Below are 24,802 nucleotides of genomic sequence, written 5' to 3' on the forward strand. Positions count from 1 at the left end.
GGGGTCAGAAGGGTGAAGAGGGGTCAGACCAGGACGTTGAGCGCCCCCGGCTGCACCCGCACCGTCACCGGCAGGGTCGCGTCGACCTCGCCGTCGGCGCCGTACGGGAGCGGGCGGTCCGCCTCGATGCGGATCTCCTTGCCGCGCAGGATCTCCACCTGGGGGCGGTTCACGTGCGCCCCCGTCTTGAGCTCGTTCATCGTCGCGAAGAAGTGGCGCTTGGGCGCGTCACCGATCACCACGACGTCCAGCAGCCCGTCGTCGACGCTGGCGCCCGGAGCGACGTTCCGGCCGAAGCCGTAGAAGCCGGAGTTCGCCGCGACCACGGTGTAGCCGGATCGTTCGTGCGGCACCCCGTCGACGGTGATCCGGTAGGTGGCCGTTCTCCACGCGAGCACGGCCCGCAGGCCGCCCGCGTAGTACGACGCGGCACCGCGCAGCAGACGCGAGGCGTTGGCGTGGCTGTTGGCGACCGCGTCGACGCCGGCGTACACGCTGCCGAGGACGGAGATCCGGGCGTGCGCCGCGGACTCGACCTCGATCGTGTCGACCGCGCGCGGTACGCCGTCGAGCAGCACCCGCGCGAGCCCCGGGGCATCGGTGGGAAGCCCCAGCGCGCGGGCGAAGTCGTTGCCGCGGCCCGCGGGGACCAGGCCGAACACCGTGTCCGTACCGCTGAGTGCGCCACCGACGCAGCCGGCCATCCCGTCGCCGCCCACCGCGAGCACGACCTGGCCCTGTGCTCCCGCCCGGCGGGCGAGTTCCTGCGCGTGTTCCAGGCTGCGGCTGTAGACGGTGTCGAGCCGCGCGCCCGCTTCGCGCAGCAGCCGGGCCAGCGGGAGCAGGGCCGCTGTCCCGCTGGATCCCCCTGCGGTGGGGTTGACGACGGCGGTGAACTGTCGCATGGATCAGGCCTCCGGACGGGAGAAGGGTCGGTCGACGGGACGGTCAGCGGACGGGGATGAGCACCCCGGGGCTGAGCACGCCCGACGGGTCGACCTCCGCCTTGACCGCCTGCAGCATGCGCACTCCCAACGGGCCGATCTCGCGGGCGTACCAGTCGCGGTGGTCGGTGCCGACGCCGTGGTGGTGGCTGATGGTGCCGCCCGCCGCGAGGATCGCGTCGTTGGCCGCCCGCTTCACGGGGGCCCAGTGGGCGACCGCGTCCTCTCCCTGCGCCGAGACGACGGTGAAGTACAGCGAGGCGCCGTTCTCGTAGGTGTGCGAGATGTGGCACATGACGAGCGGGGGCGTGCCGGCCTCGGTGAGGGAGCTGGTCAGTGCGTCACGTACCGCCGTGTACAGCTGGGGCAGCGTGGACCAGAAGCCGGCGGTCTCCAGCGTCTCGGCGAAGGCGCCGGCGTCGAGCAGGGCGTCGCGCAGGTACGGCGCGTTGTAGCGGCCGTGCTCCCACCGGTCGCCCGGTTCCTCGCCGACGTACTCGCCGCCGCAGGCCAGCAGGATCTCGCGGGCGGCGGCGCGGCGGGCCGTCGTCTCCTCCTCGGTGCCCTCGTAGCCGGTGATCGCCATGCAGCCGGAGCTGGGCGGGGTGTCGGCGGCGCCGATCGCGTCCGGCTGCGCGAGTCCGACGAAGGTCTCGGTCTCGTCCGAGAGCCGCAGCACGGTGGGACGCGGGCCGTCCTGTGCGAGCCGGCGCAGGGCGGCGGTCCCGGCCTCGAAGGAGGCGAAGCGCCAGCCCTCGTAGACACGCTTCTGCGGCAGGGGACGGATCCGCACGGTCACGGCCGTGATGACTCCGAGGGCGCCTTCGGAGCCGAGGATCAGCTGGCGCAGGTCGGGGCCGGCGGCCGAGCGCGGGGCCCGTCCGGTCTCGAGCGTGCCCTCGGGGGTGGCGACGGTGAGGGCGAGGACCATCTCGTCGAAGCGTCCGTACCCGGCGGAGGCCTGGCCGCTGGACCGGGCCGCGGCGAAGCCGCCGACGGACGCCCACTCGAAGGACTGGGGGAAGTGGCCGAGGGTCCAGCCCCGCTCGTTCAGCAGCGCCTCCACCCGGGGTCCGCGCAGGCCCGGCTGGAGCGTCGCGGTACGGGACACCTCGTCGACGGCCAGCAGCCGGTCCAGGCGGCGCAGGTCGAGGGCGACGAACGACCGCTTCGTCTCGGGCGCGAGGCCGCCGACGACGGAGGTGCCGCCGCCGAAGGGGACGACGGAGAGGCCGTGGGCGGCGCAGGCGCGCAGCACGGCCAGCACCTCGTCGTGGTCGGCCGGGAGGACCACGGCGGCCGGGATGTCCTCGACCTCGCCCGCGCGGATGCGGAGCAGGTCGGGGGTGGACTTGCCGCGGGTGTGCCGGATCCGGCTCTCGGCGTCGTCGCACAGCGCGTCCTCGGCCGCGAGGGCCGACCGCAGCGCGGTGCGCGCCTCGTCGGTCAACGCCGGGGCGGGGAGTCGAATCTCGTCGAGGGTCGACGGGCCGCTTTCGCGGGGGGTGACGCCGAGCAGGTCGCGCAGCAGGCCGGTCACCGCGTCGGGCAGGGGGGCCGCCTTGGCCGGGTCGCCCCAGCCACTCCACAACATGTCCATTTCGAGACGTTCCTCTCGGTCTGATTCACGGACGGTGCTGCCGCTCGGCCCGTACTGGCATTACACTGTGACAGATGACGCCCATTCGTCACAACCACTCGGACGCGGATCCCGTACTGGACGCCGCACGTGACTGCGTGCTCGCCGTCGGCGTGCGGCGCACGACCCTGACCGACGTCGCCCGGCGCGCGGGCGTGTCCCGGATGACGCTGTACCGACGATGGCCCGACGTCCGCAGCCTCGTCGGCGACCTGATGACCCGTGAGTGGATCGCCGTCGCCGCCGGGGCCATGCCGGTCACGGACGACGACCGTCCCGTGCGGTCGCGGATGGTGGACGGGCTCGTCGCGGGCGCCGCCGCGTTCCGCGCCCACCCGCTCTTCCACAAGATCCTCGACGTGGACCCCGAGCTGCTGCTGCCCTACATCCTCGACCGCCGGGGCGCGAGCCAGGAGGCCTTCCTCCGTCTCCTCGTCACGGCGCTCGGCGAGGGCCACGCGGACGGGTCCGTGCGCCGTGCCCCCGCGGACCTGCAGGCGAGGTCCCTGCTGCTCGTCGTGCAGTCCTTCACGCTCTCGCTGCGCACCATGACCGACGAGAGCGATCCCGAACTGAGCGAAGCCGCCTTCCTCGACGAGCTGCGCACCCTGCTGGAGAGGACCCTCACCCCATGAACTCCCTGAGCAGCCCGTCCCTGCCCGGCTCGTCACTCGACGCGGAGCGCCGGGGCCGTGAGCTCGCCGAACTCGCCGACGGCGCCCCGGTCGACGTCCTGGTCGTGGGACTCGGTGCCACCGGCGCCGGAGCCGCGCTCGACGCGGCGACGCGCGGGCTCTCCGTCGCCGCGATCGACGCCCACGACCTCGCGTTCGGCACGTCCCGCTGGAGCTCGAAGCTGATCCACGGCGGACTGCGCTACCTCGCGAGCGGACAGCTCGACGTCGCCCACGAGAGCGCCGTCGAACGCGGCATCCTGATGGAGCGGACCGCCCCCCACCTGGTCCGCGCCCAGCCTTTCGTCCTGCCCCTCACCCCGCTCGTCAGCCGCGGTCAGGCGGCCCTCGCCCGCGCCGGGTTCTTCGCCGGCGACCTGCTGCGCGCCTCCGCCCGTACGGCACGCACCACGCTGCCGGCGCCGCGCACCCTCTCCGCCGTCGAGACGCGCCACCTCGCCCCGGCCCTGCGCCCCACGGGACTGCGCGGCGGACTGCTCTCCTGGGACGGTCAGCTCACCGACGACGCCCGGCTGGTCACCGCGATCGCCCGCACGGCGGCCGCGCACGGCGCCCGGGTCCTCACCCGGACCCGCGCCCTCGAACTCACCGGCGACGGCGCGCGGGTACGGGACGAGACGACCGGCCAGGAGCTGCGCGTCCGCGCCCGCGTCGTCGTCAACGCGACCGGTGTGTGGGCGGGCGGCCTCGCCGAGGACGTACGACTGCGCCCCTCCCGCGGGACCCACCTCGTCCTGCGCGACGTGGACCTCGGCCGGCTCTCGGCAGGCCTGCACATCCCGATCCCGGGCGAGACCAACCGCTTCGTCCTCGTCCTCCCCCAGCAGGACGGCCGGGTGTACGTCGGGCTCACCGACGAACCCGTCGACGGTGACGTGCCCGACGTGCCGCAGGTGCCCGAGACCGACATCGGCTTCCTTCTCGACGTCCTCGGCTCCGCCCTCGACGTCAGCGTCCGACGCGCGGACGTGGTGGGGGCCTTCGCCGGTCTGCGGCCCCTCCTCGACACCCGCGGGGAGGGCGGCCGCACCGCGGACATCTCACGGAGACACGCGGTGCTCACCTCGCCCGACGGGATCGTCACGGTGGTCGGCGGCAAGCTCACCACGTACCGGCGCATGGCGCAGGACGCCGTCGACGCCGCCGTGGCCGCCCGCGGTCTCACCGCCGGCCCCTGCCGCACCGCGTCCACGCCGCTCGTCGGCGCCGCCCGGCCGCGGACCCTCGCCCAGCTCGACGTGCCCGCGCGCCTCGTACGCCGCTACGGCACCGAGGCGACGGCCGTGCACGAACTCGGTGTCGAGAACCCGGACCTCGCCCGGCCCGTCGTTCCGGGCCATCCGGTCACGTGCGCCGAACTGCTCTGGGCGGTCCGCCACGAAGGCGCGCTGGACGTCTCCGACCTCCTCGACCGCCGCACCCGCATCGGGCTCGTCGCCGAGGACCGTGACACGGCCGAGACGGCGGCGCTCGGCGCGCTGGCCCGGACGGCCTGACCTCGGGACGCCCGGACGGGCGGGCGCTCGGCTCGGCGGCAAGACCTCGCCGGGCCGAGCCGAGCCGAGCGCGCGGGCGGAGGGGCGGCCGGGGCAGAGGCCTGGCGGTCGGGCGGCCGGGGCAGAGGCCTGGCGGTCGGGCGGCCGGGGCAGAGGCCTGGCGGTCGGGCGGCAGCGGTCCGATTCCGGTCGATCACGACGGGAACAGCCGGCCAGGTCGCGGAGTTGTGTCGATCATGACGACACAACAGACAGTCCTGCGCTACACCGCGTTCTCCACCGACCCGGAAGGCGGCAACCCCGCCGGCGTCGTCCTGGACGCGGGCGGGCTCGACGACAGCGCCATGCTCGCCATCGCCGCGGATCTCGGCTACAGCGAGTCGGCGTTCCTGACCGCCCCGCCCGCGGACCTCGGCGGCGCGAGCGGGCGGGCCTTCACGATCCGGTACTTCAGCCCCAAGGCCGAGGTCCCGTTCTGCGGTCACGCCACGGTGGCGACCGCCGTCGCCCTCGGCGAGCGGTTCGGCTCGGGCGAGCTGGTGTTCGCCACGCGGGCGGGGACCGTGCCGGTGAGCGTGACCAGAGACGCAGGTGTCATCCGGGCCACGCTCACCACCGTTGAACCGCACGTCGAGGCGATCGGCGACGCGGACCTCGTCGAGGCGCTCGCCGCCCTGGACTGGCCCGCCGCCGACCTCGACCCCGAACTGCCCGCGCGGATCGCCTTCGCGGGCGCCCGTCATCTCGTCGTCGGCGCGGCGACCCGCGAGCGGCTCGCCGACCTCGCGTACGACTTCCCGAGGCTGGAAGCGCTCATGCATCGGCTCGACCTGACCACCGTGCAGCTGGTGTGGCGCGAGTCCGGGACCGTCTTCCACGTGCGCGACCCGTTCCCGGTCGGCGGCGTCGTGGAGGACCCGGCGACGGGCGCGGCGGCCGGTGCCTTCGGGGCGTACGCCCGCGAACTCGGTCTGGTCCACGGGGCGTCGGTCCTCACCCTCCACCAGGGCGCCGACATGGGCCGCCCGAGCCTGCTGACGGTGGAACTGCGCGAAGGCGAGGCCCGGGTGCGGGTCAGTGGAACGGGCACCCGCATCGGCTGAGCGACGCCGCCCGCCATCGCGTCGCGCGGTGGCCGCTCACCTCGGCGGCTCGGCATGGTGGTCGACGAGGTGGAGGAACCCGTCCGACAGGTCGTGCAGCCGGTCCGCGCGCTCCGTGGCGAGCTCCCTGAGCCGGGCGCCGTCGTTGCGGGCGACGAGGCGGCCCATGGAACACTCGTCGAACCGGACGTACTCCTGGTGCAGGGCGCGGGCCGCCTGGGCCACCGTGCGCTCGGGCGCGGCGACGAGCACGCGAGCGAGGCGGTGTGCCGCCCGACCAGGCCGATGTTCTCGGCGAACGCCACGTACGGGGGCGGAGTCGAACACTCCGCCGAGAGCGGATCTCGCTGCCGTGCGCCGACCCGTGGGACACGGGCCGGCGCCCGTCGGCTCAGGAGGCCGGGTGGCTCGACACGACCTTTCCGCCGGTGTCGGCGGCGAGGTACCCCACCGCGCTGTACTCGTTGATGAGATAGAAGCGCAGCGTCGGGCGGTCCTCGTTGAAGGTCCAGCGATCGACGATGACATAGCGCATGTTCGGGTTGTCGACCTTCAGTTCCTTCTCGCCGCGCTTCATCAGCGCGGGGAGGTCGTCCCAGGCCATGGCTGCGACGTCGAACGGCTGCTCGTCGGCGGCGTCGGCATCGATGGTTCCACCGGGGCCGGTCTTCCGGGCGACCCCGTCGCGGTACTCGTACGCGTCGTAGGTCTTCGCGCCGGGCCCGGTCGGGATGGAGGCCAGGGCGTAGCCCTCGTAGATCGCCAGTTCCTTCATCGTGGCGGAGCCGCTGGCCTTGCGGAGCGCCTCGATGACGGTACGGACATTGGCCGTCGTGAGGAGTGTGCCGCGCGGTGCGACGGCGCTGGGCGCGGTGGAACCGGGCTGCGTACCGCCGCCGTTCCCCGCACCCGTCGACGAATCCTTGCCGGGCGTGCGCCCCGCGTTCGTCGGAGTCGAGCCGCCCTTGGCCCCGTCGTCCGCGCCCCCGTCCGGGAGTATCTTCACTACACCCACGACGACCACGGCTCCTGCCAGCACGAGGGAGGCGGCGAGCACGGCGGCCCTCCGGCGCGGGCCGGTGCCGGCAGAGGGCTGCTGACCGGGCCTCAGGGGCGCGCCGAACGTTCCGCCGAGAGCCGGGGAGGCGTAGGGCGGGGCCGGGTAGGACGGGGCGGGGGTGCCGGACGAGACGTGGGAGGGGACGGTGGGGGCGTGCCAGGGCTGCGACGCGTTCGGCGGGGAGGCGTAGGCGGGGTGGGCGTGCGGCGGGCCGAACACGCCGGGGGCCGCTTCCGCGGGGGCCTGGGCGCCACCGGTCTGCCGTGCGGCCGCGTCGGTCAGCAGCTGTTCCAGCTGCGCCGCGTCGGGCCGCGCGGACGGGTCGCGTACGAGGAGCCGGGCGAGTACGGGGGCCAGCGCGCCGGACCTCACCGGTGCGGGGATCGGGTCGTCGAGTACGGCGACCACGGTCGCGAGGCTGGTGGCCCGGCGCAGCGGGTGGTGGCCCTCTGCCGCGACGTACAGGAGCATGCCGAGCGACCACAGGTCGGAGGCCGGGTTGCCCTCCTCGCCGCGTACCCGCTCGGGGGCGATGAACTCGGGCGAGCCGATCAGGTCACCCGTGGAGGTGAGCCGTGACGTCGCCTCACTGAGCACGGCGATGCCGAAGTCGGTGAGGACGGCGCTGCCGTCGGGGCGGAGCAGCACGTTGGCGGGTTTCACGTCGCGGTGCTGGATGCCGGCGGAGTGGGCGGCGCGCAGGGCGGAGAGGACCTGCCGCCCGAGGGTGAGGACCTCGGGCACGGACATGGGTCCCTCGGTGAGACGGTCGTACACCGAGCATCCCTCGACGAGTTCCATGACGATCCAGGGGTGCGAGCCGTCCTGGGGCTCGACGATGTGGTGGATCGTCACGACGTGCGGATTCGAGAGCCGCGCCAGCGCCCGTGCCTCGCGGACGGCCCGCTCCCGCATCTGCGCGGCGAGGCCGGGGTTCGCCTCCTCGATGGCAGGGTCGGGCGGACGTACCTCCTTGAGGGCGACATCGCGCTCCAATGCGATGTCGCGTGCTCGCCAGACGGTGCCCATACCGCCGCTGCCCAGCCGGGAGATCAGGTGGAAACGCCCGTCGACCAGGGGTCTTCGGTCCTCGCTCGCGCTCATGAGCGGTCATGGTATGCGGTTCCGGTGACAGGCCGGACGTCGGCGGTCGCCGTGCGCCGCCGCGCGCGTGTCAGCCCACTCCCCGGGGGCGGAACTGAACGCTGATGCGGGGCCCGACGGCGCGGCTCGTCTTGGGGACCGCGTGTTCCCAGGTGCGCTGGCACGAGCCGCCCATGACCACGAGATCGCCGTGGCCGAGAGGGAGCCGGAGGGCCACGGGCCCGCCGCCGCGGGGGCGGAGGGCGAGGTCGCGGGGGTCTCCGAGGGAGAGGATCGCGACCATGGTGTCGTGGGTGGCGGAGCGTCCCGTGCGGTCGCCGTGCCAGGCGACGCTGTCACGGCCGTCGCGGTACAGACAGAGGCCGGCGGTCACGAAGGGCTCACCGAGCTCGGAGGCGTAGTGGGCGCTCAGCGTCTCCCGGGCTTCGACGAGAGCGGGGTGCGGGAGGGGGCTGCCCTCGCGGTAGTAGGCGAGGAGACGGGGGACGGCGACCACGGTGTCGTACATCTTGCGCTCCTCGGCCTGCCACGGGACGTCCGCGGCCAGCACCTCGAAGAGCGCGTCGGCCCCGAGGAACCAGCCGGGGAGGTGGTCGACCCAGGCACCGCCGTCGAGAGCGGTCCGCCGGACCCCGTCCAGCGGGCCGGGCCGGATGTCGGCGCCCTGGTCGAAGAGCGAGCCCTGCAGGCCGGGCATCTGCGGTCGTGGTGCGGTCATGGGTCCAGCGTAGACGAACATTCGCACACATGAGCGAATCCTGTGGGCGGCGGCACCGCGTGCGTCGACCGCTCCGAGCAGGTGCGCGGGGGCGCGTCGGCGACGCGACGACGGCGCGTTCCTCCTGGCCCGCGCCCACACCGAAGCGGCCCTCGACAGCATCCGCGACCTGGTCCCGGGCGATCGCCTGAACGACGTCCGCCAGATCACGCACCGGTCCTCCGCCGGCCGCCCGGCCGGTGGAAGACCGGTGGCGGGCCGACGGACATTGCCCTGTTCCGCCAGGTCAGAGAGTTCGCCGGCAGCAGCACGGGCAGGAGGCGAGCGGGCCGGCACCGTCGAGCAGCAGCCCCGCGGCCACCGCCGCCCCGTCGGTGCGGACCGTGCCGGCCACGGCCTCCGCTCGTACGCGCATCCCGGGAGTCAGAGCGGTCTTCAGCGCGGCCGACAGGGATGCGGCGGTCGGAGTCGGGCCGTCGTGCGCCACGCCGATGCCCAGCTCGGACACCCGGCCCGCCCAGTACGGATGGTCCGCGCCCTGCGGTACGACCACCTGAGGCGCCCCCGCCAGGGCGGCCGTCGTCGTGGTGCCCGCGCTGCCGTGGTGCACGACCGCGGCCGTCCGGGCGAAGAGAGCCTGGTGGTTGACCTCACCGACGGCGAAGCAGTCGTCCTCGTCGTCGATCAATGGCAGGCCGGCCCAGCCCTGCGACACGACCGCGCGACGGCCCTGCGCCCGGATCGCCTCGACAGCCGCCCGGGCGACATCCTCGGGGGCGCCGACGGGCGTGCTGCCGAAGCCGACGAACACCGGTCGTGTCCCGGCGTCCAGGAACGCCACCAGCTCGGGTGGAAGCGGGCGCTCGTCGGGCCGGAGCCAGGCGCCGGTCTGGACGACGTCGAGGTCCGTCGGCCGCCACGGGCTCAGGGCCGGATCCGTCGCCAGCCACGGATGGGCGGTGAAGGCGTAGTCGCGGACGTTGTCCACCGGCGGCAGGCCGATCGCCGCACGGTGCGTGTCGATCGTGTCGCCGAACATCTCGTTGGCGTTCCGGGCGTCCTCGTCCCACAGGGCCCGGTTGTCGGTCACCCCCGGTGGCAACGGCCGGCCCCGGCGGGCGGGCGGCCGCTGGTGCGGCGACGGGAGGACGACCGGCTGGTGGCTCACGTGTACGTAGCGAACGCCCAGCTTCTCGGCCACCGACCGCGCGCCCGCCGTGACCGGCAACGGGCCGCTCGCCACCAGCGCGTCACAGCCCTCGGCCGCCGCGGCGACCGCGCCGAACTGCGCGGCGATCAACTCGGCCGCACGCTCCGCCAGCCCCACCGCCGACCCCGGCTCCACCGAGGTCACCACCTGGCGCACGGGCCGGCCCACCGGGATCAGGGACACCCCGACGCCGGCCAGCAGCCGCGCGAACTCCCCGTCCGGCGGCGCGCATACGCGTACCTCCGCTCCCGACTCCTGCAGCCGGACCGCGAGTCCCACCATCGGCTCGACGCTCCCCCGCGCCCCGTACGTCGACAACAACACACGCACTTCGGCGACTCCCGCTGTCCGGTGGCTGTGGCTTCGGCAGCCCATTCTGCGTCACGGCCGAATCCGTGTCCCCGCTGATGAGGTTCTCGGCCGTCACGCTCGACTGCGCCGACCCCCTGGCGCTCGCCGCCTTCGACCGGCAGGCCACCGGTCCCGGTCTTCACCCCACGTCCCACGACGACTTCGCCGGTGTCATGGGGGCGGACGGACTGCTGATCGGGTGTCAGCGGGCCACACGGCCACCGGGCGCCCGTGTGGCCCGGCCAGGACGTGCCCCGGCAGCTCCATCTGGATTTCACCGTCGGTGATCTCGACGGGGCGGAGCGTCGTCTGATCCGTTGGGCGCGACCAGGCCGGAGTACCGGCCGAACGAACGGCGGCGCCTTCTCGTCGACCCGGGCCGGGCATCCCTTCTGCCTCACCACGGCAGGGTGAGCGCCCGGCAGCCGTCCGGTCCCGTGCGTACGCCGACGGCGTGGCGGGGGGGGGTGCTCCGGTGTGGTGACCGCCGTACGGGAACGCACGCCGTACTAGCCTCCCTGCATGCGTCCGGCACACCTCCGCACCGCCCTGGTCACGGCCACAGCCGTGACCCTGCTCTGTCTCACCGGTGCCACCGCCACCGGTACGCGTCCCCCGGAGCCGGCGGACGTCGTCGTCCGCGAGGACTTCGGCTCCGTCGCCTCTCCGTTCGTCCGTGCGGCGGGGGCGCCGATGACGGTCGTCGCCCATCGCGGGGCGTCGTCGCTCGCGCCGGAGAACACGATGATCGCCCAGGAGGTCGGACGGCGCTCCGGGGCCGACTACATCGAGAACGACGTCCAGTTGAGCCGGGACGGCGTGCCCTACCTGATGCACGACGCGACCGTGGACCGTACGACGAACGGCAGCGGGGACGTCACCACGCTGAGGTCGGCCGAACTCGACCGGCTCGACGCCGGATCCTGGTTCGCCCCGGTCTTCACCGGTGTCCGCGTCCCCACCCTCGCCACCCAGCTGGCCGACCTTCGGAGCCGCGGCGGGAACCTGCTTCTCGAGATCAAGCGGGCCGACACCCTCCAGCAGGTCGCGGCCGTCGTCGACGTCGTCGAGGCAGAGCGGATGACGGGCCGGGTCCTCGTCCAGAGCTTCGAGCCCCGGCATCTGCGCTGGGTCCACGAGCTGGCCCCCGGGCTCCCCCTGGCCCTCCTCCGCAGCACCCTGGACCCCGACCCGGTGGCCGTCTCCGAGGAGCTCCGCCTCGCCTCGTACAACCCCAGCGGATCGGCGCTGGAGACCCGGCCCGGGATCGTCGCCGACCTGCACCGGGCGGGCGTCGCGACGTGGGTGTGGACGGTGGACACGGCCGACAGGTGGAGCAGGTACGAGCAGTACGGCGTCGACGGCATCATCACCAACCGCCCCGCCGAACTCACCGGCTGGAACCACGCCCGGCCGGCGACGCGAAACGTACCCGGACCGTGAGGCCGCCGCCCTCCGTGTTGGCCGACGCCTCGACCGTCGCGCCGTGGGCGCGGGCGATCGAGTCGACGATCGAGAGGCCGAGGCCCGCACCCTCGCCCGGGGCGTGGGTGCGTTCGGTCAGGCGGCGGAAGGGTTCGAAGAGCAACGGGACCACGTCGGGAGGTACCGCCGGGGCCGGTGTTCTCCACCTCGATGCCCTCCGGTCCCGTACGGACCCGGACGCGGCCGCCCGGCACGTTGTGGCGTACCGCGTTCGCGACGAGGTTGTGGAGCAGCCGGTCCAGCAGGACCGTGTCTCCCGGAAGCGTCAGGGGCGGGCGTCGACCTCGACGGTCACGCCGCGCTCCTCGGCCTCCAGCGCCTCCGCCGCCCTGCGCGCGACCTCGTGGACAGCCACCGGCCGTCGCTCCCGAAGGCCTTGATCGCAGGAGGCGAGCAACAGGAGCCCGTCGATGGTCCGTTCGCTGTCGTCGGCGGCCTCGATCAGTTTCGCCCGGATCCGTGCGACCTGCTGCGGCTCCGGCTCACCCGCGAGCCCGATCTCGGCCGCGGCCCGCTGAACGGCCAGCGCGGTCCGCAGCTCGTGCGCCGCGTTCGCGGCGAACCCTGCGGCCATCGAGGCCCGGGGTGCCGCCCTGGGCCTCGCCGTACGGTACGGGGACGTGCGTGACCGCTCTCCTGCGGTCGGTCGGCGTGTGGCAGCCGGCCCAGGCATGTCCGGCGGATCATGGCCGGACATCCGCTAGTCGCCCGCTCGGACCAGCTGCTCCCAGGTCGCCGCGAACATCTCGTGCAGGGGTGCCGGCGGCAGGAGCCGGCCGAACGGGGCCTGGACCGTGTTGCCCCACCGTGGGCGTGCCTTGTACATCGCCAGCTTCGCCGTCTCCAGAGGCAGGTGAGGGGCCTTCAGCTCGGTCCACTCCCCCGGCAGGAACACCGTCCTGCCCGCCCTCGCGCGCTTGGCCTCCACGACGGCGCCCGTGGCAACCAGCTCCGCGCGGACCTCCGCGTGACGCTTGGTCGGCCAACCGTTCCACCGTCGCACGTTGCGGTCGGTGGGTGCGGCCAGTGTCGCCACCTGGAGGTACATGGCCGCCGCGTCCGGGCCTACGCCGAGCTTCCTGGCCACCTGCGCGACCAGACCCGGGCAGGACTGCCTCGGATCCGCCTCGTACGCGCCGACCGGCACCGCTCCCGAGTGGGCACGCCGCATCATGCGCTCCAGCCCGCCGCCGGCCAGCAGCGGTGCCACCCGGTTCAGTTCCTCGGTCAGGTCCGTGACCTCGCGGACCCGCCGCCACACCTCGGGGTCGGCGCACAAGGCGGGCCGAAGGAAGGAGCCGCCGCCGGGTGCGCACACGACCAGAGCCCCGGAGTCGTACGCGGTCACCGCCACGGGGCCCTCCTCCCTGCGGCGGCCCTTCGCCACCGGCAGCCGCCCGGGCCCGAACCGCTCGGCGATCCCCTCCGACGTGTCCTTGACGCGTCCGTCGTGCAACTCCAGCAGGAGTTCGGGACGCTCCAACTCGGCCCGCAGCCGTTCGTACAGGGCCGTCGCCCCGGCCACCGCCGGGTCGCCGACGGGCCGGTCCGTCCACGCCCACACCAGCGCGCTCGCGATCTGAACGAGCGGGAGGCCCACCGGGGTTCCGTACGGCAGTCCGGGCCCTTCCGGGGGTACGGGCAGGACCTCCACCCCGGTTCCGTACGGCATCCCCGACAGCTCCCAGCCGGCCGCCTCCACCGTCGCGTCGGCGGCGGCCTCGTAGCCGCCGGCCAGGCGCCTGGCCCACACCTCGGCAAGGCCGAGGTCGGCCTCCAGGGCGTCGGCCGCCTCGTCGTGCACGGCGGGCAGGACGCCGAGCCGATCCCGCCACACCGCCGCCATCCGCTCCGCCGCCGCGTCGACGCCGCCCGGCTGCCACAGCTCGGCCGGGTCCTCGGGAAGGGCCGCCGCCAGGACGGCCCGCCGGCCCACACCGCCGAGCCTGGCGCGAAGCCTCTCGTACGCCTCGGCCGTCTTCGGGGTCGCCTTGTAAGGGGCCTTGCGCGCCAGCGCACGGCCTTCGTCCCGGCCGGCGCAGCCGACGATACCGGCCACCACGAGCCGGGCCACGGCCCTGCGTACGCCCGTCAGTTCGGCGAAGCGCGCGGCCGCGGACTCCGGTACCGCAACGGGTCCGTGCGTCTCGACGGCCGCGATCAGGGACCGGAGCCGGGTGGCGTCGTCCCGCTCGACCCGGACGAGTCGTACCTCCGGAACCGCCGCCGGCACCGCATCGTCGGCCTCGTTCCCCCTTCCGTCCGCCGGTGCGACGAACCAGAGGGTCGCGCCTCCGGCGCGCAGCGCGGCGGACACCACCGGGATCCCTCTTTCACGCAGCCCGTCCAGGACCGCGGCGTCGGCGACACGGCCGACCCACCAGCTGCTGCCCGCCCGGGCGAACGGCTGGTCGGCCCAGGTGTCGAGCAGCGCCAGCAGGGCCGCCCGCTCCGTGTCCGGTGTGGGCGCCGCCGCGGCCCGCCAGGCCACGGCATCGATCGCGCCGAGCAGTTGTGACCAGTCGTGCGGGGCCGCGGGCGGCGCGAGCCGCCGCACCTCCTCCACGATCGTCCCCGCGACGCAGGCACCGTCGGCGGCGAGCGCGTTCAGAGTGGCCGGGAGGGCAGCGTCCGACCTCCGTCGCCACGGGTCGCGCTCACCGTCCGAGACCAACCCGAGCAGGCCGGGCATCAGCTCGCTGTCCGGTGCGGACCGGCGCGGCAGCACCGGCGGCGCCTCGGCGAGAAGGCTGACGCGCCGGTGCAGGGCGCGCCGCCGCTCCTCCACCCGCACGGCCCGTTCGGCCACCGCCGCGACGGCCTCCGCCAACACCGGGTCGGTGACGTCCGGCAACTCCCGGGCCACGGCGGCACGCAGCACCTCCGCGCCGTCGAAGGCCGCCGTCAGGAGCGTGTCGGCCGTCTGCTGTCCCACGGTCCGCAACGCGCGGGAGCCGGCCGCGTCCCGGGTCCGCAGGAGGTACCAGAAGGCCGGGGGCAGCGCCACGCCTCCGGACGGAGTGGCACGCCGGGCCGGACGCACCCGCCGGTGCTGGGGTGAGTGATGTCCGTCCAGTTCCCACAGCAGGCTGCCGTCGGCGGTGTACGCACGCACCCCCGTCCGGGTCTGCGCCTCGGCGAGGACCACGTCCTCCACCGCCCCTTCCGGGGGCGCCCACAGGCCCCAGGGCTCCTGGCCAGGCCGGTCGATGTCGAAGCGGGCGGTGCGCCCGTCCACGCTCTCCAGCAGGAAGTGGTCGGGCGCGTTGCCGCGGTACCGGGTGCGGAACAGCACCCGGGTGCCCACCAGCCCGTCCCGGCTGCCCAGCGGGGAGTCGGCGAGACCGGTGGGCAGCGGCGCCAGCTGCAGAGCCTCCCTCGTGAGCGACATGCCCGTCTCGGACGGGTCGCTGCCGGCCTCCGTGCCGGGGGCGCGGCCCGGGAAGTCGGGAAGGTCCGCCGCTCCCTGCCGCTCGCCGGTGGCCGGGTCGACCACTTCCCACGGCCGCCTGCCGAAGACGGCGTTGGTCCAGATCCGGGTGCCGTCGCCGAGCTGAAGCTCGTCGCCGTCGATACCCTCCTTGCCGCCTGGGCGCAGGGCTCGCCCGCCACCGTGGCGCCCGCCACCGTCGGCGGTCTCGAACTGGAAGCCGTATGCCCCGTCCAGACTCCCACCGAAGGGCACGAGGCCACTGAGCTGGTCGGGAGTGAACGGCTCCTCGGGACGGTCGGCCCAGACGGCGGTGTCGCAGTAGTACGGGCTCGGCTTGAGCGACCAGCTCACCAGAAAGGATCCGCCCACGTAGTGGACGGCGAAGACGGTGGCGTCCGGCGGCACCATGAACCGGCAGGAGCCGCGCACCCCGTCGGGGGCCACGGCGACCGCCCGGCCCGTCCCGAACACCGTCAGGACCGGCCAGGTGCAGGTCACTCCGGCGACTCCCGCGGCCGGACCGTCCACCACCTCGCCGGAGGCGGAGCCGGTGCCGGAACCCGTGCCGGGGCCCGCGCCGGAACCCGTGTCGCGGCCCGCGCCGGAACCCGTTTCGGCATCCGTGGCGCCGTCCGTGGCTCTCTCGGTGTCCGCCATGGCCGCGGCCTCCGCCGCGAACTCGGCGTACACCGACTCCAGCGCCGGCCAGGCCAGCTCCTCCGGCAGGCCGGCCGCCAGCGAGCGCCGCAGCGCTCCCGCGCCTCCCGCCTCGGCGAGGGCGTCGACGATGCCGCCGAGCGCGGAGACCGTCGGACGGTCCAGCAGGGCCTCCAGCTCGGCCACCGCCTCCTCGGCCCCCGCCATGCCACCGCCCGCGACCGTGTCGACGAGCTTGCCGACCCGCCCGGCCACCTCGTGGGCGATGCCCTCGTTGCCCGGCAGGAGCGTCACCGCCGAGCCGGGCTGCCGGAGGCGTGCCATGGACCGGTCGGGCAGCAGGTTCGCGTGTACGGTTCCCTCCAGGCGGGGGCCGAACACCGGATCGGCGGCCAGCGCGACGAGGTCCCGCCGGGACCGCTCGCCCCAGAAACGCATCCGCGTCTCCGGGCCCGGGTCGACGACCGCGACCCCGGCCGCCAGGCAGGCGTCCAGCACGTCGGCGTCGAAGCCCGTGTAGTGGTGACGGGTGGTGTGCAGTGTCACCGCGTCGCCCGCGGCCCGCATCCGCGGCCCCAACCGGCCCACCAGGTCGAGGAACTCCGCCGGCAGCGGCTGGCGCGCGACCCCTCCGCCGGACTGGGCCGCGTACTGGTACATGCGCACGAAGTTGCCGACCCACTGCGGCAGGCCGCCCTCCGGTACGACCCGCCCGGACTCCATCGCCTCCGTCGCGCCGCTCGCGATCAGCATCCGCAGCCACGCCCCGCCGTCGGTCACCCCGTCCGGAAAGACCTCGACGAGCCCGGCGAGGACCGTGTCCGACGGCGGATGCGTCTGAAGGACCGGGGCGGCGGCTGTCAGCAGCGCGTCCGGCACGGCCTTCTTGCGGGTGACGGACAGGATCGTGCCCACCACGCGAGCGACTTCCTCGTTCCCGTGCCCGGCCGCCTTGGCGGACGTCCGCACCCGGCGTACGAGATCCGCCGGGAGGTCCGCCGCCGAGCCCGCCCAGGCGGTCAGGAACGCGTCCAGGGCGGCGTGCGCGTCGGCCGGCTCCGACGTCTCGGCGAGGAACCGCTGATGGGGCCCGAACTCCTTGGCCGGCATGGCCCCGCCCCTGGCGAAGAGCAGTGCGTTGGCCCGGCGGTAGGCGGGATCGACCGGGAGCCCGTGCCGGGCCTCGGCCGCCCGCGCCGCCACGTAGGCGCGCGCGCCCGGCCGGCTCCCGTAACCGATCAGACGGTGACCGACGGTGTCCCAGAACCAGGGCAGGTGCGCCGGCGGCAGCCGCCGCGCCCGCGCCGCCATCGTGTCGACGAACCGACCGGGCTTGGTCCAGGTCCGGTTGAGCTCCGATCCCATGTCCTCGACGAGGCCACGCGCCATCGCCTCCGCGTCCGGGTCGTGTGCGGCGACCCAGTCGGCGTAGGTCGTCGAGACGTGCGTACCGGAAGCGGGCAACAGGCCCTCAAGCGAGACGATCATGCCGTGGATCGTCGCATGTCCCACTGACACCGCCGCGGGCGCGTTCACCCGGGCACGGGCGGCACGTCGGAGTCGGGCGTCCGGTGGGAGACACACCGACGCCACGGTGCGACGCTGCGACGGGACGGCCCGGTGGCAGAGTGGAACGTGCGTCCGATCCCTCACCTGGCCGTCGAGAACTCGGGTGCCCGACACCCGAACGCCCGACACCCGACGCCCGGCCCGAACGCCCGACGCCCGAACGCCCGACGCCCGGCCCGAACGCCCGACGCCCGAACGCCCGACGCCCGAACGCCCGACGCCCGGCCCGAACGCCCGACGCCCGAACGCCCGACGCCCGGCCCGAACGCCCGACGCCTGAACGCCCGACGCCCGGCCCGAACGCCCGACGCCTGATCAGAAAGCCTCTCCCATGCGGCTCCACCGCCTCCGGCACCGACTTCTCGCCGTACTGGCCGCGCTCGTGCTCGTACCGCTCACCGGATGCGGCGACACCCGTCCTCCGGTCGACAGCGCCCCGCCGCCACGGGAGTCGGCCACCGCGCCGAACGGCGTGGCGGCGGCCCGGGCCCGGTTCCGGGCGCTGGAGCGGGAGTACGGCGCACGGCTCGGCGTGTACGCCCTCGACACCGGCAGCGGCCGTGAGATCGCGTACAACGACAGCGCCCGATTCCCGTACGCCTCCACCTTCAAGGCCCTGGCCGCGGGTGCCGTGCTGCGCAAGCACCCCGGGGACGGCATGAAACGGGTGGTCACGTACTCCCCGAACGACCTGGTCGCCCACTCCCCCGTGACCGAACGGCACGTCGCCACCGGGATGACCCTCGCCGGGCTGTGCGACGCCGCCGTACGGTACAGCGACAACACCGCCGCCAACCTGCTCTTGGACCAGATCGGCGGTCCTGAGGGGCTGCAGACGGTGCTCGCGGATCTGGGCGACGACGTCACCCGGATGGAACGGCGCGAGCCCGGGCTCAACGAGTGGACGCCCGGCGCCACGCGTGACACCAGTACCCCACGCGCTCTCGCGCAGAGCCTGCGTACGTTCGTCCTCGGCGACGCTCTCCGGCCCGGCGATCGCGCCGCGCTGACCACGTGGCTGCGTACCAATGTCACCGGCGCGGAACTGATCCGCGCCGGGGTCCCCGCGGACTGGACGGTCGGCGACAAGACAGGGGCCGGCAGCACCTACGGGACCCGGAACGACATCGCCGTGCTCTGGCCGCCCGGCCGGCCCCCCGTCGTCCTGGCCGTCCTGTCCAACCGCCTCACCGCCGACGCCGCGTACGACAACAGGCTGATCGCCGAGGCGGCCACCGCCGCCGCCGAAGCGCTGTCGTGACACTCCGAGGCCGGCGTCGCGGTGGGTGGTGCGGCCTCGAGGACGGTGAGGAGCACGGAGAGGTCCGCGAAGTCCGTCGCCGCGACGGTGGCAGGGTTGTCGGCAAGGACGGTCGGGTCGGCGCGGGGGCCGACGATCAGGCGGCCCGCTTCCCCGGGCGTGACGACGGCGCGCCCTTGATGTCGAGGACCGTTGTCGCGGAGTCGGCCGGCGCGCGTCTCGCGGTCCCCGCCGCGCCCATCGGCTCGGCGAGCTGCCCGGTTTCGGCGCCGCGGTGCGCCGGGTCCGCTACCCTACCCGCCGGTAAGTCCGACGCAGCGACAGGGAGGTCGTCGATGGGGCGCCAGTGGAGTCTTGAGGAGTCCGTCGTGGTGGACGCCGCGCCGGAGGTCGTGTACCGGCTGGTGGCGAACCTCCGGGACATGGGCCGGTGGAGTCCCGAGTGCCGGCGGGTCTGGGTGGCGCGCCCTCCCCTGGCGGCCGGCAGCCGGTTCGTCGGCTTCAACCGGCGTGGGCCTTTCGTCTGGTTCACGACCGGGCGGGTGTCGGTCGCCCGCGAGGGCGAGGAGTTCGCCTTCGACGTCGGCGCCTTCGGGCTGCCGATCGCCCGCTGGGGCTATCGCTTCGCCGTCGAGGGGACCGGTACGCGTGTGACGGAGACCTGGCAGGACCTGCGGACCGGCCGGGGTTCGCGCCTCGCGGAGATCCTCGGCACCGTCTTCGCGGGCACGAACCCCGAGCGCCGGATCGCCGTCAACCGGCACAGCATGCGGACGACCCTCGACCGGATCGCGCGCGCGGCGGCCCCGGCGTCATAGCGCGTGGCCCGAGGGTCGGCGGCGCGGGCCCTCGGGCGAACGCGTCACACCTTCAGAGCGGCCGCGCCGAAGGAGACGTCGAAGCGGTCGCACCAGATGGTGACGCTCGTGAAGGCCGACGGGTCGGTGCCGGGCGGCAGCGGGTAGTTCTGGTCTCCCTTGTTGCCCTTCAGCTTGCCCAGGCTGACGTACCTGCCGTCGTCGAAGACCCGCCAGCCGGCGACGCCCTCCTTGACCGGGGCGTCGGTCAGCCACACGCGCAGGTCCGGGCCGTTGCTCGTGTTCAGGTCTTCCAGGCGCAGGGTCAGGCTGCCGTCGGCGAGGCGGATGAGCTTCGCCGTACCGGTGGTCCTGTGCTCATGGCTGATCAGGTCGCCCTGGGCGACCGTCTCCGGCCCGGCGGCGGCGCTCGTGTCCGAGCCGCCGGGCGGGGAGGCGGACCCGGGCGCGGGCGTGCCCCCGGGCGAGGACGTGGCCCCGGGCACGGCCGTCGGAAGGGCTTCGTCCACCGTCTCGTCCTGCCACAGCTTCCAGGGCTGGAACCAGTAGAGCCCCAGTGCGGCCAGCGCCACCGCCACCGCCACCGCTCCCCAGAGCAGCGACTTCTTACCCCCACGTGCCACGATCGTCCTCGTTCCGTGTTGCCGTACATCGGTCTGGACATTCCACCCCACCGTGCGCGGGGCGCGCCACATGCGCTCGGTGACGAAAGTCTTACGTCACGCGGGGATCCACGGCGGCCGCCGCTCGCCGTCCGCGCGGAGTCCCCGCCCGGCCCGACCGTCCTCCCCCTCGGCCACGTCCGCCGCCGGCTGATCCTGATGCGGGTGGTGGCGATCGGTACGGGCGTGGTGCCCGGCGTACGACGGCGCTCAGCGGGGGCGTCGCCGGAGCTGAAGAAAGCTCCTGCCCCCTGCCCGCCAGCGGCGTTCGACCCGCCACCCCGTGGCGTCGGCGTACGCGGGCAGGGCCCTGGCGCCGACACGGGCCCAGCGGAAGTCGGCGCCGCGCGCGCCGCGGCCGTCGACGACCTGGACGGCGACCCGTTCGTCGACGTCGGGGGCGGCGGCCTCCACGAGGAGCTGGCCCTCGGGTTCGACCAGCTCGGCGGCGCGTTCGAGGAGCTGTCCGGGGTCGCCGCCGATGCCGATGTTGCCGTCCATGAGCAGGACGGTGCCCCAGCGGCCCTCGCCGGGCAGCGGGTCGAAGACGGACCGGAGCAGGGCGGTGCCGCCGCCGTCGACCGTACGGTCGACGGCCTCCTGACACACGTCGATACCGAGGACGGGCCGCCCGGCGGCGGCCAGCGCGTGCACCAGGCGTCCCGGTCCGCAGCCGACGTCAAGGACCGCCCCTTCGCAGCGGTCGAGCACGGTGCCGTCGGCCGGATCGGCGACCGCGCACCAGCGCTCGACCTCCAGGGGCAGCAGCCAGCCGTCGTCACGCCGGAGGAAGACCGGGCCGCGACCGGAACGGAGGGCGTCCGCCCAGGGGTCGGCGAGCCACGGGTCGACGAGGTCGGCGCCGCGGGACGGCGAGGTGGGGGCGGATCCCGGGGTGCGTCGCTCTCCCTCGGTCCGGGCGGGCGGTGATGTGCGTACCGCGTCAGCGGGGTGCCTCCCCCCGGTCCCGAGCGCGTCGGCCGTACCGCACTCCGACTCCAGCGCGCTCACACCGCACCCATCGCCGGCGCGGTCAGCGTGTGGTGGGTGGCGGCGAAGCGCGTGCCGGGGGCGGCCTCGGCGACCGCGTGGGCGTCGGCGGCCGTGTCGACGTCCCGGAGCCACGGCAGATCGCGCACGTGCAGACCGGCGTCCGTGAGGCGACGGCGCTGCACCGCGCCGGTCTCCGGTACGGACATGGGGACGCCGCGCAGCAGGGCGGGGTCCGGGGTCGCGAGGCCCAGCGCCCAGAAGCCGCCGTCCTCCGCCGGGCCGAACCACGCGTCGCAGCCGGTGAAGTCCAGGCCCGAACACAGGAGCTCCGGGGTCACCTGCGGGGTGTCCATGCCGACCAGCAGGGTGGGACCCGTACAGGAGGCGAAGGCGGCGGCGAGGCGCGCGTCCAGGCCGCCGGGGCTCTGCGGCATGGTCTCGAATCCGTGCGGGAGCCAGTCGCCCGGCGCGCCGTCGAGGACGAGGACGCGGCGGTCGGCCGGGGCGGCGAGCACCGCGACCAGGGTGTCGGCGAGCGCCGCCTCGGCGAGGCGGGCCGCCTCCTGGGGGCTGAAGGGCGGGGTGAGCCGTGTCTTGACCCGGCCCGGTACGGGTTCCTTGGCGATGACGAGGAGAGTGCTCATCGGTTCGCCTCCGCTCGTGCCGCCGGGGCGGTCCCCCGGGCGGTCAGGGGTGCCTCGCGCAGGACCTTGCGCATGTCGCGGACGGCGTGCCAGGTGCCGCGCCAGGTGCCGGTGACCTTGGACTTTCCCGTACGGGGCAGGTACGGGACGTCCCGCTCGTCCACCCGCCAGCCCGCGTCGGCGGCGCGCACCACCATCTGCAGGGGGTACCCGCTGCGCCGGTCGGTGAGGTCCAGGGCGAGCAGCGCGTCGCGGCGCGCGGCCCGCATGGGGCCGAGGTCGTGGAGGCGGAGTCCGGTACGGCGGCGCAGCATGCGGGCGAGGGCGAAGTTCCCGGCCCGTGCGTGCGCGGGCCAGGCATCGCGTGTCTCGGGTCGCCGGCGGCCGAGGACCAGGTCGGCCTCGCCCGCGGCCACCTGGGCGGCGAAGGGGACGAGCAGGCCGGGGTCCAGCGAGCCGTCGCAGTCGCAGAAGCAGACGATGCCGGCGTCGGCGGCGAGCAGCCCGGCGTGGCAGGCGGCCCCGAAGCCTCGGCGCGGCTCGGTGACGACGGTCGCGCCGAGGTCACGGGCGATGTCCGGGGAGCCGTCGGTCGATCCGTTGTCGACGACGATGGCCCGCCAGCCGGGCGGCACGCGCTCCAGGACCCAGGGCAGCGCTCGGGCCTCGTCGAGGCAGGGCAGGACGACGTTCACCGCGTACGTGGTCGCGGAAGGCGATTCGGTCACGGATTTCACCGTACGAATCCGGACCGGACAAAAGGGATCCGTGGACCTTACGAAACGCGGACGTCGCTCACCTGCACCACCCCCGAGGTGCTCGACCGGCCCGGACCGGTGCGAGGCTGGCCCCATGCAGCAGCCTGAACAGTCCGTGGGGACAGCGCAGCGCGTCCTGGTGGTGGACGACGATCCGACCGTCGCCGAGGTGGTCACCGGCTACCTGGAGCGGGCCGGCTTCGCCGTGGACCGGGTCGCCGACGGGCCGTCCGCGCTGGCGGCCGCGGGGGCGAGGTGGCCGGATCTCGTGGTCCTCGATCTGATGCTTCCGGGCATGGACGGCCTGGAGGTCTGCCGCCGGTTGCGGAGCCGTGGGCCGGTCCCGGTGATCATGCTGACGGCGCGCACCGACGAGGAGGACCGCATCCTCGGCCTCGAGATCGGCGCGGACGACTACGTCACGAAGCCCTTCAGCCCGCGTGAACTGGTTCTCCGTGTGGAGGCCGTACTCCGACGGCACACCACGGTCCGGCGGCCTGGTCCGCTGCTGCGGGCGGGCGGCCTGGAGGTCGACCCGGCCGCCCGGCGCGCGGTGAGGGACGGGCGGCCGCTGGCGCTGACGCTGCGCGAGTTCGACCTGCTGAGCTACTTCCTGCTGCACGCGGGCGAGGTGTGCGACCGCGAGCGGCTGATGCGGGAGGTGTGGGGGTGGGACTTCGGTGACCTGTCGACGGTCACGGTCCATGTGCGCCGGCTGCGCGGGAAGATCGAGGAGGATCCGGCGCGGCCGATGCTGATCCAGACGGTCTGGGGGGTCGGCTACCGCTTCGAGGCGGCCGTCGACCGGCCCGCCACGCCCGCGCCCCCGACGGAGGTCTGACCCGTGCGCGACATACTCCTCATCGCCCTGTACGCCTTCGTCGGCGCCGCCGCGGCCGGGCTCCTGGGGGCCGGGCTGCTGCGGTTGCTGCGAAGCCGCTCGGTCGCCGTCTCGCTCGCCGTCGTCGCGAGCGTCGCCGTGACGGCGATGCTCTCCGGAACCCTCGCCGTGGCGTGGGCCATGTTCCTTTCGGCGCACGACCTGTTCGTCGTCACCACGGTCGTCGCGATGGCCGCGGCCGCCTCGCTCGGCACCGCGCTCCTGCTGGGGCGCCATGTCGTCGTCAGCTGCCGGGAACTCGCCGTCGCGGCACGGGACTTCGGGGAGGGCGGGGTCTTCGCCGCCCCGGCCGCGCCGGCGCCGGCCGAGCTGGCGGCGCTCAGCCGGGAGCTGTCGGCGACCAGTGCGCGGCTCGCCGAGTCGCGGGAGCGCGAGCGCGCCCTGGAGTCGTCCCGGCGTGAGCTCGTCGCCTGGATCTCACACGATCTGCGCACGCCGCTCGCCGGTCTGCGGGCGATGTCCGAGGCTCTGGAGGACGGGGTGGTCGCCGATCCGGTCCGCTACCACCGCCAGATCCGGACGGAGGTCGACCGGCTCAACAGCATGGTGGGCGATCTGTTCGAGCTTTCCCGAATCCACGCGGGGGCGTTGACGCTGAACCCGGTCCGGGTCTCGGTCCACGACCTGGTGGGCGACGCGCTGGCCGGCGCGGTGCCGCTCGCGCGTGAGCAGGGGGTGCGGCTGGTGGGCGAGCGGGTCGCGCCGGACCCTGTGGAGGTGGACGGCCGCGAGATGACCCGAGTTCTGGCGAACCTGCTGGTGAACGCGATCCGTCACACCCCGGCCGACGGCACGGTCGCCGTGGCCGCGGAGCGCCGCGCCGAATCCGTGGTCCTGTCGGTGACGGACGGCTGTGGCGGCATCCCGGTGGACGAGTTGCCGCGCGTCTTCGACACGGGATGGCGCGGCACGGAGGCGCGGACCCCGCCGGGTGGAGCGGGTCTCGGGCTCGCCATCGTGCAGGGCATCGTGGAGGCCCACTCGGGGCGCGCCGACGTGCGCAACGTGGCGGGCGGCTGCTGTTTCGAGGTCACGCTCCCCGCAGCTCGCTCGTAGCGAACCCGGCCATGCCCTCGCCGAAGCCGACGGCGGAACACCGGCCCAGGCCGGCGCGAAGGCGGCCCAGGCCGGCGCAGCGGGCGGGCGGGGTCGGCTCGCGAAGGGCGGCCCAGGCCGGCGCTGAGGGGCGGGCGAGGTAGGCGCGGCGGGGGCGGCGCGGAGGGCGGCCCAGGCCGGCGCTGAGGACGGGCGAGGTAGGCGCGGCAGGCGGGGTCGGCGCGGCGGGCAGGCGGGGTCGGCGC

The 24,802-nt window shown here is 74.6% G+C and carries 21 protein-coding genes and 1 pseudogene; 8 read left to right on the top strand and 14 right to left on the bottom strand.

What is annotated here, in order from left to right; genetic code table 11:
* Positions 1-23 precede the first annotated feature (23 nt).
* Both ACFUJR_RS25520 and ACFUJR_RS25525 read right to left on the bottom strand, forming a co-directional pair.
* Entirely contained in the window at positions 24-905 is an 882-nt protein-coding gene (locus ACFUJR_RS25520) for a diacylglycerol/lipid kinase family protein (protein ID WP_383163454.1), read from the bottom strand.
* A gap of 43 nt (positions 906-948) precedes the next feature.
* Entirely contained in the window at positions 949-2,544 is a 1,596-nt protein-coding gene (locus ACFUJR_RS25525) for an FAD-binding oxidoreductase (protein WP_383163452.1), read from the bottom strand.
* Between the two features lie 74 nt (positions 2,545-2,618).
* On the opposite strand from ACFUJR_RS25525, the gene ACFUJR_RS25530 reads away from it, so the two are divergent.
* From ACFUJR_RS25530 to ACFUJR_RS25540, 3 genes are all read left to right on the top strand, one after another.
* Positions 2,619-3,218 (top strand): TetR/AcrR family transcriptional regulator, encoded by a 600-nt coding sequence (locus ACFUJR_RS25530; protein ID WP_383163450.1) that lies wholly within the window; start codon positions 2,619-2,621, stop codon positions 3,216-3,218.
* On the top strand, positions 3,215-4,774 hold the full coding sequence (locus ACFUJR_RS25535; RefSeq protein ID WP_383163448.1) for a glycerol-3-phosphate dehydrogenase/oxidase: 1,560 nt from the start codon (positions 3,215-3,217) through the stop codon (positions 4,772-4,774). Before ACFUJR_RS25530 ends, ACFUJR_RS25535 begins: the two co-directional genes overlap by 4 nt.
* 236 nt (positions 4,775-5,010) lie before the next feature.
* Positions 5,011-5,877, top strand: coding sequence for a PhzF family phenazine biosynthesis protein (locus ACFUJR_RS25540; RefSeq protein WP_383163446.1), 867 nt, complete (start codon positions 5,011-5,013; stop codon positions 5,875-5,877).
* A gap of 36 nt (positions 5,878-5,913) precedes the next feature.
* Here the strand turns inward: ACFUJR_RS25540 and ACFUJR_RS25545 are convergent, their stop codons facing one another.
* The 4 genes from ACFUJR_RS25545 to ACFUJR_RS25560 form a co-directional block, all read right to left on the bottom strand.
* A complete protein-coding gene (locus ACFUJR_RS25545) occupies positions 5,914-6,129 on the bottom strand; it encodes a hypothetical protein (protein WP_383163444.1) in 216 nt (71 codons plus the stop codon).
* A gap of 139 nt (positions 6,130-6,268) precedes the next feature.
* Positions 6,269-8,041, bottom strand: coding sequence for a serine/threonine-protein kinase (locus ACFUJR_RS25550; protein WP_383163442.1), 1,773 nt, complete (start codon positions 8,039-8,041; stop codon positions 6,269-6,271).
* A 70-nt stretch (positions 8,042-8,111) separates the two neighbouring features.
* Positions 8,112-8,759: an alpha-ketoglutarate-dependent dioxygenase AlkB gene (locus ACFUJR_RS25555; protein ID WP_383163441.1), complete on the bottom strand. Its 648-nt coding sequence runs from the start codon at positions 8,757-8,759 to the stop codon at positions 8,112-8,114.
* A 286-nt stretch (positions 8,760-9,045) separates the two neighbouring features.
* Positions 9,046-10,293: a glycosyltransferase gene (locus ACFUJR_RS25560; RefSeq protein ID WP_383163474.1), complete on the bottom strand. Its 1,248-nt coding sequence runs from the start codon at positions 10,291-10,293 to the stop codon at positions 9,046-9,048.
* Positions 10,294-10,842: 549 nt separating this feature from the next.
* Here ACFUJR_RS25560 and ACFUJR_RS25565 point away from each other — a divergent pair.
* Positions 10,843-11,763 (top strand): glycerophosphodiester phosphodiesterase, encoded by a 921-nt coding sequence (locus ACFUJR_RS25565; protein WP_383163439.1) that lies wholly within the window; start codon positions 10,843-10,845, stop codon positions 11,761-11,763.
* On the opposite strand, the gene ACFUJR_RS25570 is transcribed toward ACFUJR_RS25565, so the two are convergent.
* The 3 genes from ACFUJR_RS25570 to ACFUJR_RS25580 all read right to left on the bottom strand — a co-directional run bounded on the left by ACFUJR_RS25570 (position 11,711) and on the right by ACFUJR_RS25580 (position 17,383).
* Positions 11,711-11,917 carry an ATP-binding protein gene (locus ACFUJR_RS25570; protein ID WP_383163437.1) on the bottom strand — a complete coding sequence of 69 codons (207 nt, stop codon included), beginning with the start codon at positions 11,915-11,917 and terminating at the stop codon, positions 11,711-11,713. The two genes, ACFUJR_RS25565 and ACFUJR_RS25570, sit on opposite strands and share 53 nt — an antisense overlap.
* 153 nt (positions 11,918-12,070) lie before the next feature.
* Positions 12,071-12,379, bottom strand: coding sequence for a histidine kinase dimerization/phospho-acceptor domain-containing protein (locus ACFUJR_RS25575; protein WP_383163436.1), 309 nt, complete (start codon positions 12,377-12,379; stop codon positions 12,071-12,073).
* A gap of 126 nt (positions 12,380-12,505) precedes the next feature.
* Entirely contained in the window at positions 12,506-17,383 is a 4,878-nt protein-coding gene (locus ACFUJR_RS25580; RefSeq protein ID WP_383163434.1) for a hypothetical protein, read from the bottom strand.
* A 412-nt stretch (positions 17,384-17,795) separates the two neighbouring features.
* On the opposite strand from ACFUJR_RS25580, the gene bla reads away from it, so the two are divergent.
* Both bla and ACFUJR_RS25590 read left to right on the top strand, forming a co-directional pair.
* On the top strand, positions 17,796-18,725 hold the full coding sequence (gene bla, locus ACFUJR_RS25585) for a class A beta-lactamase (protein ID WP_383163433.1): 930 nt from the start codon (positions 17,796-17,798) through the stop codon (positions 18,723-18,725).
* Between the two features lie 335 nt (positions 18,726-19,060).
* On the top strand, positions 19,061-19,543 hold the full coding sequence (locus ACFUJR_RS25590; protein ID WP_383163431.1) for an SRPBCC family protein: 483 nt from the start codon (positions 19,061-19,063) through the stop codon (positions 19,541-19,543).
* Positions 19,544-19,587: 44 nt separating this feature from the next.
* Here ACFUJR_RS25590 and ACFUJR_RS25595 read toward each other — a convergent pair whose 3' ends face one another.
* From ACFUJR_RS25595 to ACFUJR_RS25610, 4 genes are all read right to left on the bottom strand, one after another.
* Complete coding sequence (locus tag ACFUJR_RS25595; protein ID WP_383163429.1) at positions 19,588-20,166, bottom strand: DM13 domain-containing protein; 579 nt, start codon at positions 20,164-20,166, stop codon at positions 19,588-19,590.
* 249 nt (positions 20,167-20,415) lie between these two features.
* Positions 20,416-21,216, bottom strand: coding sequence for a class I SAM-dependent methyltransferase (locus tag ACFUJR_RS25600; RefSeq protein WP_383163427.1), 801 nt, complete (start codon positions 21,214-21,216; stop codon positions 20,416-20,418).
* Positions 21,213-21,842, bottom strand: coding sequence for a DUF2064 domain-containing protein (locus ACFUJR_RS25605; protein WP_383163425.1), 630 nt, complete (start codon positions 21,840-21,842; stop codon positions 21,213-21,215). Before ACFUJR_RS25605 ends, ACFUJR_RS25600 begins: the two co-directional genes overlap by 4 nt.
* Positions 21,839-22,579, bottom strand: a complete 741-nt coding sequence (locus tag ACFUJR_RS25610; protein ID WP_383163423.1) for a glycosyltransferase family 2 protein — start codon at positions 22,577-22,579, stop codon at positions 21,839-21,841. The genes ACFUJR_RS25605 and ACFUJR_RS25610 overlap by 4 nt, the downstream gene beginning before the upstream one ends.
* A 115-nt stretch (positions 22,580-22,694) precedes the next feature.
* Between ACFUJR_RS25610 and ACFUJR_RS25615 the strand changes: the two genes are divergently transcribed.
* Positions 22,695-23,441 carry a response regulator transcription factor gene (locus ACFUJR_RS25615; protein WP_383163422.1) on the top strand — a complete coding sequence of 249 codons (747 nt, stop codon included), beginning with the start codon at positions 22,695-22,697 and terminating at the stop codon, positions 23,439-23,441.
* Positions 23,442-23,444: 3 nt separating this feature from the next.
* Positions 23,445-24,557 carry a sensor histidine kinase gene (locus ACFUJR_RS25620; RefSeq protein ID WP_383163420.1) on the top strand — a complete coding sequence of 371 codons (1,113 nt, stop codon included), beginning with the start codon at positions 23,445-23,447 and terminating at the stop codon, positions 24,555-24,557.
* Here ACFUJR_RS25620 and ACFUJR_RS25625 read toward each other — a convergent pair.
* Positions 24,532-24,802 (bottom strand): annotated as a pseudogene (locus ACFUJR_RS25625) (hypothetical protein); the annotation flags it as partial. The gene ACFUJR_RS25620 and the pseudogene ACFUJR_RS25625 sit on opposite strands and share 26 nt — an antisense overlap.

Source organism: Streptomyces sp. NPDC057271 (assembly GCF_042668715.1).
Lineage (GTDB): Bacteria > Actinomycetota > Actinomycetes > Streptomycetales > Streptomycetaceae > Streptomyces.